Raw genomic sequence first — 16950 nt, 5'->3', positions numbered from 1 at the left:
AGGCTGCAGCGAATTAGGGCGACTTTTCTAACTATTGATCCTATGAATGACCTCACATGCAGCCGCGTGTTGCAGGTCTTCGTGTTACGGAAATGACCGGAAAGTCGCGTTTCAACCCGTATTTTGGGCGATTGACAATTGTCGGAAATTCCGTGAAGGTGACGCACCCAAATCAAACGGGCGTATGAATTGAGCGTTTGTATTACAGACCGCTCCTACAGAATCCCGACTATCGCGTTGGCGGGTGTGCCGGGTGGATGGGCGTAGCATTGACGTTAAACGTCCCTGCCGAACCATTCGCCTGCGTCCGACGTGTACTGTTCAGCTTCCATATCGTGGAGATCAGTTGATGATTTACGAAGGTAAAGCCATCACGGTTAAGGCTCTTGAAAGTGGCATCGTCGAATTGAAATTCGACCTCAAGGGTGAGTCCGTCAACAAGTTCAACCGTCTAACCCTGAACGAACTGCGTCAGGCCGTAGACACCATCAAGGCAGATGCTTCGATCAAGGGTGTGATCGTCAGCAGTGGCAAGGACGTGTTCATCGTCGGCGCCGACATCACCGAATTTGTCGAGAGCTTCAAGCTGCCTGATGCAGAGCTTGTTGCTGGCAACCTGGAAGCCAACAAGATTTTCAGCGATTTCGAAGACCTCAACGTCCCGACTGTCGCCGCGATCAACGGCATCGCCCTGGGTGGCGGTCTGGAAATGTGCCTGGCGGCGGACTACCGTGTCATGTCCACCAAGGCCAAGATCGGTCTGCCAGAAGTCAAACTGGGCATCTACCCGGGCTTCGGCGGTACCGTGCGCCTGCCGCGCATCATCGGTGCCGACAACGCCATCGAGTGGATTGCCGCCGGCAAGGAAAACCGTCCTGACGACGCGCTGAAAGTCGGCGCAGTCGACGCAGTGGTTGCTCCCGAGAAACTGCAGGAAGCGGCCCTGGAGCTGATCAAGCGCGCCATCTCCGGCGAGTTCGACTACAAGGCCAAGCGTCAGCCGAAGCTCGAAAAGCTCAAGCTCAACGCCATCGAACAAATGATGTCGTTCGAAACCGCCAAAGGTTTCGTGGCCGGTCAAGCGGGCCCGAACTACCCGGCGCCGGTTGAAGCGATCAAGACCATCCAGAAAGCGGCGAATTTCGGTCGCGACAAGGCACTGGAAGTCGAAGCCGCCGGTTTCGTCAAACTGGCCAAGACCTCTGCCGCGCAGAGCTTGATCGGTTTGTTCCTGAACGATCAGGAGCTGAAGAAAAAGGCCAAGGCCTACGACGAAATCGCCAAAGACGTGAAGCAGGCCGCTGTACTGGGCGCCGGCATCATGGGTGGCGGTATCGCTTATCAGTCGGCTTCCAAAGGGACGCCGATCCTGATGAAAGACATAAACGAGCACGGTATCGAGCAAGGTCTGGCTGAAGCCGCCAAGCTGCTGGTGAGCCGCGTTGATAAAGGTCGCATGACCCCGGCGAAAATGGCTGAAGTGCTCAACGGCATTCGTCCGACCCTGTCCTACGGTGATTTCGGTCACGTGGATCTGGTGGTTGAAGCAGTCGTCGAGAACCCTAAGGTCAAGCAAGCCGTTCTGGCTGAAGTGGAAGATAAGGTCAAAGAGGACACCATCCTCGCGTCCAACACCTCGACCATTTCCATCACCTTGCTGGCCAAAGCCCTCAAGCGTCCGGAAAACTTCGTCGGCATGCACTTCTTCAACCCGGTGCACATGATGCCGCTGGTAGAAGTGATCCGTGGTGAGAAGTCCAGCGAGCTGGCGGTTGCCACCACCGTTGCCTACGCCAAGAAAATGGGCAAGAACCCGATCGTCGTCAACGACTGCCCGGGCTTCCTGGTCAACCGCGTACTGTTCCCGTACTTCGGCGGTTTCGCCAAGCTGGTCAGCGCCGGTGTGGACTTCGTCCGTATCGACAAGATCATGGAAAAATTCGGCTGGCCAATGGGCCCGGCGTACCTGATGGACGTGGTCGGTATCGACACCGGACACCATGGTCGTGACGTGATGGCTGAAGGCTTCCCTGACCGCATGAAAGACGACCGCCGTTCGGCCGTCGACGTGCTCTACGAAGCCAAGCGCCTGGGCCAGAAGAACGGCAAGGGCTTCTACGCCTACGAGACCGACAAGCGCGGCAAGCAGAAGAAAGTCGCCGATCCGTCGGTACTGGAAGTGCTCAAGCCGATCGTCTTTGAACAGCGCGAAGTCACAGACGAAGACATCATCAACTGGATGATGATCCCGCTGTGCCTGGAAACCGTGCGTTGCCTGGAAGACGGCATTGTCGAAACCGCTGCCGAAGCCGACATGGGTCTGGTCTACGGTATCGGTTTCCCTCCATTCCGTGGCGGTGCGCTGCGCTACATCGATTCGATCGGTGTTGCAGAGTTCGTTGCCCTGGCTGACCAGTACGCTGATTTGGGCGCGCTGTACCACCCGACCGCGAAGCTGCGTGAAATGGCCAAAAACGGCCAGAGCTTCTTCGGTTAAGCGCCCACACTAGAGCGAGAGTGAAATTATATGAGCTTGAATCCTAGAGACGTCGTGATTGTCGACTTCGGTCGTACTCCGATGGGCCGCTCCAAGGGCGGCATGCACCGCAACACCCGCGCCGAAGACATGTCGGCGCACTTGATCAGCAAATTGCTGGAACGCAACGTCAAGGTCGACCCGAACGAAGTCGAAGACGTGATCTGGGGCTGTGTGAACCAGACCCTGGAGCAGGGCTGGAACATCGCCCGCATGGCGTCCCTGATGACTCAGATTCCGCACACCGCTGCCGGCCAGACCGTCAGCCGTCTGTGTGGTTCGTCGATGAGCGCTCTGCACACTGCCGCGCAAGCGATCATGACCGGCAACGGTGACGTATTCGTGGTGGGCGGCGTCGAGCACATGGGCCATGTGAGCATGATGCACGGTGTCGATCCGAACCCGCACATGTCTCTATACGCGGCGAAAGCCTCGGGCATGATGGGTTTGACCGCTGAAATGCTGGGCAAAATGCACGGCATCACTCGCGAACAACAGGACGCTTTCGGCGTGCGCTCCCACCAGCTCGCTCATAAGGCGACACTGGAAGGCAAGTTCAAAGACGAAATCATCCCGATGCAGGGCTACGACGAGAACGGTTTCCTGAAACTGTTCGACTACGACGAAACCATTCGTCCGGAAACCACCCTGGAAAGCCTGGCGGCTCTCAAGCCTGCTTTCAACCCTAAGGGCGGAACCGTGACAGCCGGTACTTCGTCGCAAATCACCGACGGTGCTTCGTGCATGATCGTGATGTCGGCGCAGCGTGCACAGGACCTGGGCATTCAGCCTTTGGCGGTGATTCGTTCGATGGCGGTGGCAGGTGTGGACCCGGCAATCATGGGCTATGGTCCAGTACCAGCCACACAAAAAGCACTGAAGCGCGCGGGTCTTGGCATCAACGATATCGACTTCTTCGAGCTCAACGAAGCTTTCGCCGCACAGGCCTTGCCAGTGCTGAAAGATTTGAAAGTACTCGACAAGATGAACGAGAAGGTTAACCTGCACGGCGGTGCGATCGCCCTGGGTCACCCATTCGGTTGCTCCGGTGCTCGTATCTCCGGCACTCTGCTGAACGTGATGAAGCAAAATGGCGGCACCTTCGGGGTAGCCACCATGTGCATTGGTCTCGGCCAAGGCATCTCCACCGTCTTCGAACGCGTTTAAGCGTTTCGTCGAAGGAAGCCGGGGCCAAGTGCCCCGGTTTTTGTTTTTCTGAATTTATTTTTGTTTTTATTTTGAAAAGATTTGAGTGAGGGCCAAAGCATGCCGATACAACCTGGGCTCTACCAACATTACAAAGGTCCGCAGTACCGCGTATTCAGTATTGCGCGGCATTCGGAAACCGAAGAAGAAGTGGTCTTCTACCAAGCCCTGTATGGCGATTACGGCTTTTGGGTGCGTCCCCTGAGCATGTTCCTGGAGTCGGTCGAGGTTGACGGTGAACAGGTGCCACGCTTTGCTTTGGTGCAAGCCGAACCGAGCCTTTTTTCCAAGCCATAAGCTGAGGGCGCGCAAGACCCTGCGCTTGACCTCACCTTGTAGCCACTATATATAGCGGTGCCGCGTCAGGCGCCAACCGCCTTTCACTTCTAGAATTCAGGAATTTTCTGATCCATGGGCAAATCGCTGGTCATTGTGGAATCCCCGGCTAAGGCCAAGACCATCAACAAGTATCTGGGTAACCAATACGTGGTGAAGTCGAGTATCGGCCATATCCGAGACCTGCCCACCAGCGGTTCGGCTAGCGCCAGCAAAGAGCCAGCCGCCAAGCGCGGCAAGGCTGCCGCGGGTGAAGGTCCGGTGCTCACGCCGAAAGAGAAAGCGCGCAAGCAGCTGGTCTCGCGCATGGGTGTCGATCCCGATCATGGCTGGAAAGCCAAGTACGAGATCCTCCCGGGCAAGGAAAAGGTCATCGAAGAGCTGCGCCGGCTCGCCAAAGATGCTGACACCATCTATCTCGCAACCGACTTGGATCGCGAGGGGGAAGCCATTGCCTGGCACCTGCGCGAAGCCATCGGTGGTGATGACAGCCGCTACAAGCGCGTGGTGTTCAACGAAATCACCAAGAAGGCGATTCAGGAAGCCTTCTCCAAGCCGGGCGAGCTGGACATCGATCGTGTAAATGCCCAGCAGGCGCGTCGTTTCCTCGACCGCGTGGTGGGTTATATGGTTTCGCCACTGCTGTGGGCCAAGGTCGCTCGTGGCCTGTCCGCCGGTCGTGTGCAGTCGGTTGCCGTGAAGCTGGTCGTTGAGCGTGAACGTGAAATCCGCGCATTCAACCCGGAAGAGTACTGGGAAGTTCACGCCGACCTTGGCACCGCCAAGGGCGCAACCGTGCGCTTTGACGTCGCTCGCGAGAAAGGCGAAGCCTTCAAGCCGCTTAACGAAGCTCAGGCCATGGCCGCGCTGGATAAGCTCAAGGCTTCCAGCTACAGCATCGTCAAGCGCGAAGACAAACCGACCAGCAGCAAGCCGTCGGCACCGTTCATCACGTCAACCCTGCAACAGGCCGCGAGTAACCGCCTGGGCTTCGGCGTGAAGAAAACCATGATGATGGCCCAGCGTCTGTACGAAGCCGGCTACATCACTTACATGCGTACCGACTCCACCAACCTCTCGGCCGATGCCGTGACGATGGCGCGCACTTATATTGAAGGCGAATTCGGCAAGAAGTACCTGCCGGAAACCCCGAACGTCTACAGCAGCAAGGAAGGCGCACAAGAGGCTCACGAAGCGATTCGTCCCTCCGACGCCAACACCGAGCCAAGCAAGCTGTCGGGCATGGAGCGTGATGCAGAGCGGCTCTACGAGCTGATCTGGCGCCAGTTCCTCGCTTGCCAGATGCTGCCGGCCCAATACCTGTCGACCACGGTCACCGTCGGTGCTGGCGATTTCGAGCTGCGCGCCAAGGGCCGCATCCTGAAGTTCGACGGTTACACCCGCGTCATGCCGCAAATCGCCAAGCCTGGTGATGACGACGTGTTGCCGGACATGGCCCAGGGCGACGCGATGAAGCTGATCAAGCTTGATCCGACCCAGCACTTCACCAAGCCGCCTGCGCGTTACTCGGAAGCGAGCCTGGTTAAAGAAATGGAAAAACGCGGCATCGGTCGTCCTTCGACCTACGCGGCGATCATTTCGACCATCCAGGACCGCGGCTACGTGGCGCTGCACAACCGTCGTTTCTATTCGGAAAAGATGGGCGACATCGTTACCGAACGTCTGGCCGAGAGCTTCTCCAATCTCATGGACTATGGCTTCACCGCCGGCATGGAAGAGAACCTCGATGACGTGGCCCAGGGTGAACGCGACTGGAAGAACGTACTCGACGAGTTCTACGGCGACTTCAAGAAAAAACTCGAAGTGGCCGAAAGCGCCGAAGGCGGCATGCGCGCCAACCAGCCGGTGATGACTGACATTCCGTGCGTGTTGTGCGGTCGTCCGATGCAGATTCGTACCGCATCGACTGGCGTGTTCCTTGGTTGCTCGGGCTACAGCCTGCCGCCGAAAGAGCGCTGCAAGGCCACGGTCAACCTGGTGCCGGGCGACGAAATTGCGGCGGACGACGAGGGTGAATCGGAATCGCTGGTGCTGCGTGGCAAGCACCGCTGCCCGATCTGCAGTACGGCGATGGACGCTTACCTTTTGGATGAGAAGCGCAAGCTGCACATCTGCGGTAATAACCCGGATTGCGCTGGCTACGAAATCGAAGAGGGCACTTATCGCATCAAAGGCTACGAAGGTCCGAGCCTGGAATGCGACAAGTGCGGCAGCGAGATGCAGCTCAAGACCGGCCGTTTCGGCAAGTTCTTCGGTTGCACCAATGCGACGTGCAAGAACACCCGCAAACTGCTGAAAAGCGGTGATGCAGCGCCGCCGAAGATGGATCCGGTGAAGATGCCTGAGCTGAAATGCGAAAAGGTCAACGACACCTATATCCTGCGCGACGGTGCTTCCGGCCTGTTCCTCGCTGCCAGCCAATTTCCGAAAAACCGCGAGACGCGTGCTCCGCTGGTCATGGAAATTGTGCCGCACAAGGATGAGATCGATCCGAAGTACCACTTCCTCTGCGAAGCGCCGAAGAAAGATCCGGACGGCTTGCCTGCTGTGATCCGTTACAGCCGTAAAACCAAAGAGCAGTACGTACAGACTGAAGTTGACGGTAAGCCGACTGGCTGGAAGGCGTACTACGACGGCGGCAAGTGGACGGTTGAAGACAAGCGCCCGGCGAAGACCGCTAAGGCTTAACAGGTGCTGTACTGAAAAGGTCGCATGACAACCTTCTGGTTTTCATGCGGCTTTTTTGTTTTGTGCTTGCGGTGAACTCGGGTGATCCCCGACACTGTCTGACCTGCGTGAAGCAATTATTTTGTTGTGGAGGCTGCCGTCATGGCCCACGAACTCTATACCCGTACCAACCAGAAGATTTATTTCGCCGGGCTGTCGCTGGAAGCGCTCGCCAGAGCCGAAGAGGGGCGGGCGATGAACTCCCTGGCGCTGATCCAGGCTGGACGCGAGTCGGCCTTGTTTCACCTGTACGGTGCGTTGCTGGGGCTGTGCCATGAAATCGCTGGTTTCTATCGCTTGCCTCAGGCTAATGCGCCTCGGGCCGAGTTACTGCTGACTCGCGAAGTGCTGGATGCCATCGCCATTCCTGAAATGGCGGAGATGGTCGAGTTGGCCAACAATTCGGAAACCTGGCTGGCCAAACTGCTGGCGGCCCATGCTGCACTGTTTCAGCCGCCACGGGCGCCGCACAAGCCTAAGGGTGACGTGACTCAACCGCTGATCCTGGCCGTTAACCTGGATGAAGAAGAGGCTCCACAAGAGCTGAGCCGGGAAGAGCTGGAGAGCTGGCGTCAGAACCTCAAGGGGCTGGCGATTCGGTTTCGCGAAGGCCTTAACGAGTGCTGAGCACATAATCGCATCGAACACCGGGTTACATTGGTCTCTTCAGGGATGAAGCATGTCTTCCATTTTGCACAACAAAAAACTGCGTCAGTTATTTGAACAGTCGGACGCCGGTGTCGAAGCGGCGACAAGTACCGCAGACTTGCTCGAGGTGATAAAGCAGCTCAGGGCTTTTGGTGGGCCGCTGGAGTTCGATAACGCCACGCCCAGGTTATTTCGTAATATCGGTTTGGGATTGATCGCCGCCACCCTTCTTTTTGTACCTTTTATCGTGCTGGGCATCGCTTTTCTATTGGGTGGCTGGCTAGTGATGGATCACAGGTCCGGTGTGATCGACGCACTCTCCAAGAAAATCACCCATAAATCTTCATTGCTTACCCATGGGTTAAGGGAATCGTTCAACCCGGATGTGCAAGTGCTGGAGAGTTTGGGCAAGGAGTTCAAGGACTTCCATCGAGGCTCCTACAGCCGACAGATTCTGAAAACGGTTCAAGGTACCTACCTTGGCGCGGTTCATGAGTTGCCCTTCACTTACCAGCACTTGCAGTATGTTGATCGCGAAAGTTACAAGACCACCGTGCCAGACGGGGCGGGCGGTACCAAGGTTGAAACCAAAACGATAGACCGCGAGTTTGCCCGGCACAGCCTGGTGCTGGATTTTCCATGGGTCGAGAATGTGGTCGTGCGCGGCGACAGGCATTGGGGAGTGGATCTTGAGGAGACTCTGGATACAGCATCCAGCGAATTCAATAGCGCGTTTCACCTGACAGGCATTACCCAGATTGCCTGTGCCGTTTTTGCGAAGCCCGCGACGGTGCTGCACCTACTGCAACTCCCTCAGCAATTGAGCGACGTCAATCTGGAGTTCTCGGAACATGGGCGGCTGTGCCTGAGTTTCAGCGATGCTGGATTGCTTGCGCCAAGCGCAACGGAGGGGCTTAAAAATCTGCAGGCCTTTGAGCAGCTTGTCGAGGCGGGTATTCGCTTGCCTCGTCTGGACCTATTACTGTCGTGGGTCCATCGACTGGCCGAATTGCATGACGATAACTTCGCGCTTTCCCCGAAACCTTTAAAAAACATGGAGTATTAGACGATGGGGTTGTTATTGATTATCGCGGTGATAGTCGGGATTACCTTCTTGACCTGTTACAACCGAATCATTGGGCGACATAACCGCGCTCAGCGCGCCTGGGCCGATGTCCTGGTTTATGAGCGGCAGAAAACCAGGGTGCTCGATTTGCTTGAGCAGCAGGTTGCGGGTTTCAAGGAGTACGAAAGTGCGCTGCTGGAAAAGATCACGGGTCTGCGCTCGGCCATCGGCAGACTGCCACAGCAGGCGAACGGGGACGCTCTACAGCCGGTGCAAAAGGGGACACGGGAATTGCTGGCGGGATTGACCGTGGCATTTGAAGCTTATCCAGAGCTCAAGGCGAATGAGTTGGTTAACAACTTCATGCGGGAAATCACTGAGCAGCAAGAAAACGTCGGTGCGGCCATTACCATCTTCAATGGCGCGGTAGAGGTGTTCAATAACTCGATCCAGATGTTCCCTAACTCCCTTGTTAATGGCTGCCTCAACAAAAAGTCGGTAATTATTCCATTTTCTGACTCCCAGGCATCCGCAGCTTTGGAGTACAAGCCGAATTTTTGACGGGTGGAGCACGACAGGCTCGGTTGGTCTGGAATGTCCGCAAAAAGATTTTTTGTTACGGCTGGCTGATTACCGTTCCTCAAGATCCCGAGCGAAGCCTGGCCGATGCCTATATAATCCCCGCCTTTCGTGGAGAACAAACCTTTATGCCAACGTCCTTTCTAGAAATTGTCGAGTTACCAGACGGCCGTATTGAGCTGCGCAGGGCTGAGGACGAGGGTTCTCTGGTTACTTTGGATTTCTCCGAGGATGCCAAAGCGTTCCTGCAGGGCCAGCACGTGGAAGTCGCCAAGGCGATGTTGAGCGTCGGCGTTCAGATGGCCGGACGCTTGGTTGAAGGCGAATTCAATACGGATGAGGGGTCTCGGGTTCTTCATTGACCCCGCCCGTCGGTTTTTTGCTGATATCGCTACAGGTCGGCTTCTCTATCCTTGGAGAAGCCCCGCGCTGTTCAATGCGCGCATTGTTTGTCAGTTAACCCAATCGAATATTCAGACTTTGTGCGTCCCCGATCCGGGCGGCGCTGATCAACTGTTGCCGTGAAGTTGTGCTCAATGGGTTGAGCCAACTGACTACCGTGTGACTACGGCCCAGGCGCAAGGCCTCGCAGGTCAACTGCTGAGCGCTCTGAGTGCCGCGCGGTTGCAGCAGCAGGATGCGTTCGCGGTTAAGGCCGGCGTCCCGCAACCAGGCCTGGGTCAGGCTGGCGGGCGGCGCGATCAGCGTTAGCCAGCGCGCGTCCTGGTCCTGACTCAGTTCCCTGAGAATCGGTGCAAGAAGGTTCAGGCAGTTCCCGGCTGCACCGCGCAGCGACAGCTCACTGAAGACTTCGGGCTCGGCGCTCCAAGGTGACTCGACCACGTCTTTCAGGATCGGCGCCAATGGCTGCACCATGAAAGCCTCGAACAACGGCAGTTGGGCTTGCTGTGATGTGTGTGGGAACTGCATAAAGCCTCCTTTAGCGGCGAATGACGCCGACACTCAAGCCTTCGATCACCAGCTCCTGATCTTTCAGGTTCACTTCGATAGGGGCGAATTCAGGGTTTTCGGCAATCAACCAGACTTTGCTGCCATCGCGCTTGAAGCGCTTGACGGTCACTTCGTCGCCGATCCGCGCGACTACGATCTGTCCGTTGCGGGCTTCGCGGGTGGTGTGCACTGCCAGCAGGTCACCGTCGAAAATACCCACGTCCTTCATGCTCATGCCATGAACCCGCAGTAGATAGTCGGCGCGAGGATGGAAGAACGACGGGTTGATGTTGCAGGACTCTTCGATGTGCTGCTGGGCGAGGATCGGAGCACCGGCAGCCACTCGGCCAATGATCGGCAGGGTGGACTCGTCGGCCTTGGCTTCGAAGCCGGGGATGCGAATGCCACGGGACGCGCCAGGCGTCATCTCGATCGCACCCTTGCGTGCCAGCGCCTTGAGGTGTTCTTCCGCCGCATTGGGCGACTTGAAACCCAGTTCCTGAGCGATTTCCGCACGGGTTGGCGGGTAGCCGTTGTCTTCGAGGCAGCGTTTGATGAAGGCCAGAATCTCTGCTTGGCGTGGCGTCAGCTTTAGCATATTGATCGCTCTGTCTTTTTATACAGTGACTGGGATTATATACAGTGAAACGGTCTTGGCAATGCCCCTTTTTTGGCCGGCCGCCAAGCGGTCGATAAGCCTGCTGATTCACGCGTGGGAGTTGTATGGTTAAATAGCTGACTGACCATTCTCAAAACGAACCGACAGGCTTGACAATGCACAGGCTGAAACGTATGTTTCAAACAAGTGTTTGTCAGGCGGAGTAGCCATGGCCCAGTCGGAAACCGTTGAACGCATTCTTGATGCTGCCGAGCAATTGTTCGCGGAAAAAGGTTTCGCTGAAACCTCATTGCGTCTGATCACCAGCAAGGCTGGAGTCAATCTGGCGGCGGTGAACTATCACTTCGGCTCAAAGAAGGCGCTGATCCAGGCAGTTTTCTCGCGCTTTCTAGGGCCGTTCTGCTTAAGTCTTGATAAAGAGCTGGAGCGGCGTCAGGCCAAACCGGAGAACAAGCCGACGCTTGAAGAGCTGCTGGAAATCCTCGTCGAGCAAGCCTTGGTGGTGCAACCACGCAGCGGCAACGATCTGTCGATTTTCATGCGTTTGCTGGGTCTGGCTTTCAGTCAGAGCCAAGGGCACTTGCGACGTTATCTGGAAGACATGTACGGCAAGGTGTTCCGCCGTTACATGATGTTGGTCAATGAAGCTGCACCGCGTATTCCACCGATTGAGCTGTTCTGGCGCGTGCACTTCATGCTCGGCGCCGCCGCGTTCAGCATGTCCGGCATCAAGGCCTTGCGCGCAATTGCCGAGACCGACTTTGGCGTCAACACCTCCATTGAGCAAGTCATGCGTCTGATGGTGCCGTTCCTGGCAGCGGGCATGCGGGCCGAAACCGGTGTGACCGACGCGGCCATGGCCACTGCGCAGTTGCGTCCGCGCAGCAAATCAACCCCGGTTGCCGCCAAGGTTTAACCGCGCACGGGTGGGCGCGGCAGCTGACATCCGCTAAGCTAGCCGCCCATGCCGACTCTCGTTCTGAACCCGCTCCCCATTTGTATCGCCGACCTGCCGGGCACAGCCCATGGCGGCGAATTCGTGCGAGCCGGGTTTATCGTTATCAAGGAATCTCTATGACTGCTGGCCTGCAAGGCTCGTTGATGGTGGACGTCGCCGGTACCTGGCTGACGGCTGAAGATCGCCAATTGTTGCGCCAACCCGAAGTGGGTGGCCTGATTATTTTCGCCCGCAATATCGAACACCCGCGCCAGGTGCGCGAGTTGTGCTCCGCCATCCGCGCCATTCGCCCCGATCTGCTGCTGGCAGTCGACCAGGAGGGCGGCCGGGTTCAGCGTTTGCGTCAGGGCTTCGTACGTCTGCCAGCCATGCGCGCCATCGCTGACAACCCGAATGCCGAATACCTGGCCGAGCAGTGCGGCTGGATCATGGCGACTGAAGTGCTGGCCGTCGGCCTCGATCTGAGCTTCGCTCCGGTGCTGGACCTCGACTTCCAGCGCAGCGCCGTGGTCGGCACCCGTTCATTTGAAGGTGATCCCGAGCGTGCAGCGTTGCTGGCGGGTGCCTTCATTCGCGGCATGAACAGCGCCGGTATGGCCGCCACCGGCAAGCACTTTCCCGGTCACGGTTGGGCCGAGGCCGATTCCCACGTCGCGATCCCTACTGATGAGCGCAGCCTCGACGAAATCCGCGCTAATGACCTGGTGCCGTTCGCCCGACTGAGCAAGCAATTAGCTGCGGTCATGCCGGCCCACGTTATCTATCCGCAAGTTGATTCCCAACCCGCGGGCTTCTCCCGCCGCTGGTTGCAGGACATCCTGCGTGGCGAGCTGCAATTCGACGGCGTGATCTTCAGCGATGACCTGTCCATGGCCGGCGCCCACGTGGTCGGCGATGCTGCCAGCCGTATCGAAGCGGCGCTGACGGCCGGTTGCGACATGGGCTTGGTGTGCAACGATCGCGCGGCCGCTGAATTGGCCCTGAGCGCCGCCCAGCGTCTGAAGGTCAAACCGTCCGAACGCATTGCGCGGATGCGCGGCCAGTCGTATGCCAACACTGAATACCGTCAGAACCCGCGCTGGCTGACAGCCGTCGGCGCGCTCAAAGAAGCTCAACTGATTGATTAAGGACTTTTCGTTATGACGGTTTACGCGATTATCGGTGGCACCGGCCTGACTCAACTCGAAGGCCTGAGTATTCGTCAGTCATTGGCGGTGGACACCCCTTACGGTGTGCCTTCGGCTGAAGTGCAGATTGGCGAGTACGCCGGCAAGGAAGTGCTGTTCCTTGCGCGCCACGGTCATCCTCACCGTTTTCCGCCGCATCAGGTGAACTACCGCGCCAACCTCTGGGCGCTGAAGCAGGCAGGGGCGGAAGCAATTCTTGCGGTCAACGCCGTGGGTGGGATTCATTCCGCGATGGGTACCGGACATTTCTGCGTGCCGCATCAGCTGATCGACTACACCAGCGGTCGCGAACACACCTATTTCGCCGATGATCTGGAACAGGTCACACACATCGACTTCAGCTATCCCTACAGCGAGCCACTGCGTCAGCAATTGATCGCGGCGCTGGCGGCCGAAGGTGTCGGCTACAGCAGCCATGGCGTGTACGCCTGCACTCAGGGACCACGGCTGGAAACCGTCGCTGAAATCGCGAGACTGGAGCGCGACGGATGCGACATCGTCGGTATGACCGGGATGCCGGAGGCGGCATTGGCTCGCGAGCTGGAACTGGATTACGCCTGTCTGGCGCTGGTAGTAAACCCGGCGGCGGGCAAGTCGACGGCGGTGATCACCATGGCCGAGATCGAGCAAGCGCTGCATGACGGAATGGGCAAGGTGAAGTCGACGTTGGCTCGGGTGCTCAAAGGCTGAGTCTTGATACCTGCGAACTACAGTCACTTTCAGAAGCGTTGATTTTATGCTGGCAATTATTGAGCAACTTCATGAGCTGCCGTGGGCGGAGGAGTTCAGTCATCGTGCTTTGGATAAGGCTCGCAGATACGCTGTAGAAAGCCGGGTACAAATCCGCGAAATCGAGGACGCTCTCGTTGTCGCAATTTGCAAAGGTTCCCAAGGAAATATCTACGAACAATCCATTGAGCTCATTGAGGGCTCTAATGGTGAGTTTGAACTGGTTTGTTCCTGTTCGTGTCCAGTGCTGATCAATTGCAAACACTGCGCAACCGTGCTTTACAACCTGCAAGAACTCCCCGTGGACTCGTTCAAAAGCACGGCCTCGGTCCAACTGAATCGCGACTTGGAGCGATGGCTCAATGATATTCCTCGCGACGTTCCGGATAGCGATGGGACTGCGCAGAGCACCGGCGCGTGCTGGGTCTACAAACTCAAAGCAACGCCCACTACAGGCAAGTGGTTGCTGGAAATTTACAAGGCTCGTCAGCTCAAGGATGGCCGCTTGCAGGACATCAAATCTGTGTACTCGCCGTCAGACGCACTGATGCGAGAGCCTGGTTATCTGTCGGAGCTTGATCTGCGAATCGCAAGATTGCTGGTCGCCGTCCACTCCCATCATTCGTTTTACAGCGGATATCCCCTGCAAGGCAGCAGTGGTGCCGAAGTTCTTCAATTGGCATTGAAAACTTCACGCCTGTATCTCGACTTCGAACGATTGCAGCCGCTGGTACCTGGAAAGAGCAGGTCTGCGCAGTTTGCCTGGACCGAGCAAGCCAGCGGCAGCTTCCGTCCTCAATGGCGTAGTGACGAAGCGCCAGAAGAAACGATTCTGGCGCTGGAGCCTTTGTACTACCTGGATCGCGAACGGATGGAGGTTGGGCCGCTGCTAAGCGAGCTAGACGAAAAGCTGGCCTGCCATTTGTCATTGGCCCCTGACATTCCCGCACGCCAGGCGATGCAGTTCAGCCATCGGATGAGTGCTGTGACTCGAGTCGTGCCACCACCGAATGCATTGACCGAGCGGGTCGTCGATGACGTCGAACCCCAAGCCTTCCTGACACTTGCAAGCACCAACCGTTACAGGAACTGGAAGTACGAACCTGAGCACCGCGCTGCGTTGGCGTTTACCTACAACGGCCACATGGCGGCGGATAAAAAATCTTCAGAAGTACTGATACTGTCCGGCACCGAAACCCAGCGCATTCAACGTAAACCCGTGATTGAAAAAGCCTTGCGCCAGGCCTTGCAAAAACAAGGCTTCAAAAAGGTTACTCGTAAAAGTGATGCATTACCTGATAGTGCAGGCGAAATGTTCGATTTGCCGGACGACTCGGCTTGGCTGGCTTTTGTGCAGTCCGGGGTCCCGGCGCTCAGAGAGGCAACTTGGCAGATCCGTATCAACGAGGGCTTTCATTTCAATTTGCAGCCTATAGATGAATGGTATGCCGATGTCGAGGAATCTCCGGGACGCGAGTGGTTCGATTTGCAGTTGGGTATCGTGGTCAATGGCGAGCGCCACAGTTTGCTGCCCATCCTGCTGCAATTGTTGCGCAGACAACCGCAACTGTTAAGGCCGGCAGAACTGGCCTCGCGTGATGATGACGATCACGTGCTGATCGATCTCGGCAGTGGGCAGTTGGGGGCCAAGCCAGGCATAAAAGTTGCGCTGTCCCTGGGGCGGATCAAGCCATTAATGGCAACGCTCGGCGAGTTGTATTTGGGTGTGAGCAGCAGTGCCTCGTTACGCTTGAGCGCCCCTGATGCAGCGCGATTGAGTGAGTTGGAGGGGCTGCCGCTGGTCTGGCAGGGCGGCGAGCGCTTGCGCAGTTTCGCGAAACGCTTGCGTGACTCGACTCATAAGAACGTTGCTGTTCCGGAAGGCCTCAACGCCACACTGCGGCCTTATCAGCATGAAGGTCTGAACTGGATGCAAACCCTTCGTGAGCTTGAGGTCGGCGGTATCCTTGGCGACGACATGGGCCTGGGCAAGACCCTGCAAGCCCTGGCTCATTTGCTAGTGGAAAAGCAGGCAGGTCGACTCGATCTTCCGGCACTCGCGGTGATGCCGACCAGCCTCATTCCCAATTGGCTCGACGAAGCGGCACACTTCACCCCGCAGCTGAAAGTCTTGGCGCTTCATGGCGCCACTCGGCAAAAGGACTTCATCAACCTTGCCGAATACGATCTGGTGCTGACCACGTATGCGTTGTTGCCGCGTGATCTTGAGGTTTTGCAGCCGCAGGTCTGGAGTGTGCTGATTCTCGATGAAGCACAGAACATCAAAAATCCGCTCAGCAAGGCCGCTCAGGCGGCCCGTGATCTGGAGGCCCGGCAGCGTTTGTGCCTGTCCGGCACGCCGTTGGAAAATCACCTCGGCGAGCTATGGTCACTGTTTCACTTCCTGTTGCCCGGCTGGCTTGGCGACAGTAAAACCTTCAATCGCGACTACCGCACCCCGATCGAGAAACACGGCAACAGCGAGCGGATGCAGCACCTGACAGCCCGGATAAAGCCCTTTCTGCTACGCCGCAAGAAAGAACAGGTCGCCACCGAGTTGCCGCCAAAAACCGAAATCGTGCATTGGATCGAACTCAGCGATGGGCAGCGGGATGTTTATGAAACCGTGCGCGTAGCGATGGACAAGAAGGTGCGTGACGAAATTGCCCGCAGCGGCGTTGCGCGTAGCCAGATCATCATCCTCGACGCCTTGCTCAAGTTGCGTCAGGTGTGCTGCGATCTGAGGCTGGTCAAAATGTCCCTGACGGCGAAAGCACTGCGTGCGGGCAGCGGCAAGTTGATTGGCTTGATGGAGATGCTGGAGGAGTTACTCAGTGAAGGACGCAAGATTTTGCTGTTTTCGCAGTTCACTTCGATGCTTGCCTTGATTGAGGAAGAATTGCTGCATCGTGGTGTTGGCTATGCGTTATTGACTGGCGAAACGACTGATCGGCGCACGCCAGTCAAAGACTTCCAGAGCGGCAAGGTGCCGTTGTTCCTGATCAGTCTAAAGGCGGGTGGCACGGGGCTTAATCTGACAGCGGCCGACACTGTGATTCACTTCGATCCGTGGTGGAACCCTGCTGTTGAAAATCAGGCCACCGATCGTGCTTACAGGATCGGTCAGGACAAACCGGTATTCGTTTACAAGATGATTGCCCGGGGCACGGTGGAGGAGAAAATACAGGCACTGCAACAGGAGAAGGCAGCGCTGGCCGGAGCGGTACTTGAAGGCGGAAGGACCGGGGGATGGAAGCTTGATCAGAGTGACATTGAAGCGCTGTTTGCGCCGTTGCCTGATCCCAGGTCCTGATAGCTGATTTCTTCAGTCAATACGAGGTGGCCCCATCGCGGGCAAGCCACGCTCCCACAGGATTGATGTTAACC

The 16950-nt window shown here is 57.1% G+C and carries 14 protein-coding genes; 12 read left to right on the top strand and 2 right to left on the bottom strand.

The features are described 5' to 3' along the window. Positions 1 to 349: 349 nt before the first annotated feature. From fadB to ACYZTW_RS23400, 8 genes are all read left to right on the top strand, one after another. On the top strand, positions 350 to 2497 hold the full coding sequence (gene fadB / locus ACYZTW_RS23435) for a fatty acid oxidation complex subunit alpha FadB (RefSeq protein ID WP_462002006.1): 2148 nt from the start codon (positions 350 to 352) through the stop codon (positions 2495 to 2497). Positions 2498 to 2527: 30 nt separating this feature from the next. Next, complete coding sequence (fadA, locus tag ACYZTW_RS23430; protein ID WP_010456360.1) at positions 2528 to 3703, top strand: acetyl-CoA C-acyltransferase FadA; 1176 nt, start codon at positions 2528 to 2530, stop codon at positions 3701 to 3703. A gap of 99 nt (positions 3704 to 3802) precedes the next feature. Continuing rightward, positions 3803 to 4039, top strand: a complete 237-nt coding sequence (locus ACYZTW_RS23425) for a DUF1653 domain-containing protein (protein ID WP_046047845.1) — start codon at positions 3803 to 3805, stop codon at positions 4037 to 4039. Between the two features lie 114 nt (positions 4040 to 4153). Next, on the top strand, positions 4154 to 6787 hold the full coding sequence (topA, locus tag ACYZTW_RS23420; protein WP_462002005.1) for a type I DNA topoisomerase: 2634 nt from the start codon (positions 4154 to 4156) through the stop codon (positions 6785 to 6787). A 141-nt stretch (positions 6788 to 6928) separates the two neighbouring features. Next, positions 6929 to 7453, top strand: coding sequence for a DUF6586 family protein (locus ACYZTW_RS23415; protein ID WP_462002004.1), 525 nt, complete (start codon positions 6929 to 6931; stop codon positions 7451 to 7453). Positions 7454 to 7505: 52 nt separating this feature from the next. Next, positions 7506 to 8540, top strand: coding sequence for a hypothetical protein (locus ACYZTW_RS23410; RefSeq protein WP_462002002.1), 1035 nt, complete (start codon positions 7506 to 7508; stop codon positions 8538 to 8540). 3 nt (positions 8541 to 8543) lie between these two features. Next, positions 8544 to 9101: a LemA family protein gene (locus tag ACYZTW_RS23405; RefSeq protein ID WP_462002001.1), complete on the top strand. Its 558-nt coding sequence runs from the start codon at positions 8544 to 8546 to the stop codon at positions 9099 to 9101. Between the two features lie 146 nt (positions 9102 to 9247). Next, entirely contained in the window at positions 9248 to 9481 is a 234-nt protein-coding gene (locus tag ACYZTW_RS23400; protein WP_140893639.1) for a hypothetical protein, read from the top strand. Between the two features lie 94 nt (positions 9482 to 9575). Here the strand turns inward: ACYZTW_RS23400 and sulA are convergent, their stop codons facing one another. Together sulA and lexA are read right to left on the bottom strand one after the other, a co-directional pair. Then, positions 9576 to 10049, bottom strand: a complete 474-nt coding sequence (gene sulA / locus ACYZTW_RS23395; RefSeq protein ID WP_008151409.1) for an SOS-induced cell division inhibitor SulA — start codon at positions 10047 to 10049, stop codon at positions 9576 to 9578. Between the two features lie 10 nt (positions 10050 to 10059). Next, complete coding sequence (lexA, locus tag ACYZTW_RS23390) at positions 10060 to 10668, bottom strand: transcriptional repressor LexA (RefSeq protein WP_007933171.1); 609 nt, start codon at positions 10666 to 10668, stop codon at positions 10060 to 10062. 229 nt (positions 10669 to 10897) lie between these two features. Between lexA and ACYZTW_RS23385 the strand changes: the two genes are divergently transcribed. From ACYZTW_RS23385 to ACYZTW_RS23370, 4 genes are all read left to right on the top strand, one after another. Beyond that, on the top strand, positions 10898 to 11605 hold the full coding sequence (locus ACYZTW_RS23385) for a TetR/AcrR family transcriptional regulator (RefSeq protein ID WP_033061916.1): 708 nt from the start codon (positions 10898 to 10900) through the stop codon (positions 11603 to 11605). A gap of 170 nt (positions 11606 to 11775) precedes the next feature. Beyond that, positions 11776 to 12774, top strand: a complete 999-nt coding sequence (nagZ, locus tag ACYZTW_RS23380; protein ID WP_462005827.1) for a beta-N-acetylhexosaminidase — start codon at positions 11776 to 11778, stop codon at positions 12772 to 12774. Positions 12775 to 12786: 12 nt separating this feature from the next. Then, positions 12787 to 13524, top strand: a complete 738-nt coding sequence (locus ACYZTW_RS23375; RefSeq protein ID WP_462002000.1) for an S-methyl-5'-thioinosine phosphorylase — start codon at positions 12787 to 12789, stop codon at positions 13522 to 13524. A 46-nt stretch (positions 13525 to 13570) separates the two neighbouring features. Then, entirely contained in the window at positions 13571 to 16876 is a 3306-nt protein-coding gene (locus ACYZTW_RS23370) for a DEAD/DEAH box helicase (protein ID WP_462001999.1), read from the top strand. The last annotated feature ends 74 nt before the right edge of the window (positions 16877 to 16950 follow it).

This window comes from Pseudomonas sp. LB3P25 (assembly GCF_054897985.1).
This window is presented reverse-complemented; position numbering and strand designations above follow the sequence as displayed.